Annotated in this window: 1 protein-coding gene; it reads left to right on the top strand. The window is 49.3% G+C overall.

What is annotated here, in order from left to right; genetic code table 11:
* Nucleotides 1–51: 51 nt before the first annotated feature.
* On the top strand, nucleotides 52–525 hold a 474-nt coding region (locus VU18_RS16545), incomplete at its 3' end, for a GerAB/ArcD/ProY family transporter (RefSeq protein ID WP_047758590.1).

The following is a 525-nucleotide window of genomic DNA, read 5'->3' as shown; positions in this document are numbered from 1 at the left end:
TTTCGGCTCAAAAAAACTTGGATACGGTGGAGTGAGGGGCGATGGAGCGAGATGGAACATAGCAAAATCAATGTGCGCCAGCTGTTTGTCCTGATTGTGTTGTTTGAGCATGGCAGTGCGATGGTCATTCCACTCGGCGTCAGCGCCAAGCAAGATATGTGGATCGCCATTTTGCTCGGTCTGGCGCTTGGGCTGCTGCTGTTTTTGGTTTACGAGCGTTTGTTTCATTATTACCCCGATCAGCCGCTGACTTCCTATGTGACACATATCGTCGGCAAGCCGCTCGGCAAGTTGTTGGCGGTTCTCTATATTACCTATTTTTTCTATATCGCCGCCCGTGTGTTGCGTGACTTTGGCGAACTGTTGCTCACGTTTGCCTATCCGGAAACGCCGCTGTTTGTTTTGAATGTCCTTATGGCTATGACGGTCATGTACAGCGCCTATAAAGGCATCGAAGTATTGGCGCGCACCGGCGAACTGCTTTATACGTTATTGCAAATACTGGCGGTTGTTGGATTCATCTTA

Source organism: Geobacillus sp. ZGt-1, from assembly GCF_001026865.1.
In the GTDB taxonomy this organism is placed as follows: Bacteria; Bacillota; Bacilli; order Bacillales; family Anoxybacillaceae; genus Geobacillus; species Geobacillus thermoleovorans.
This window is presented reverse-complemented; position numbering and strand designations above follow the sequence as displayed.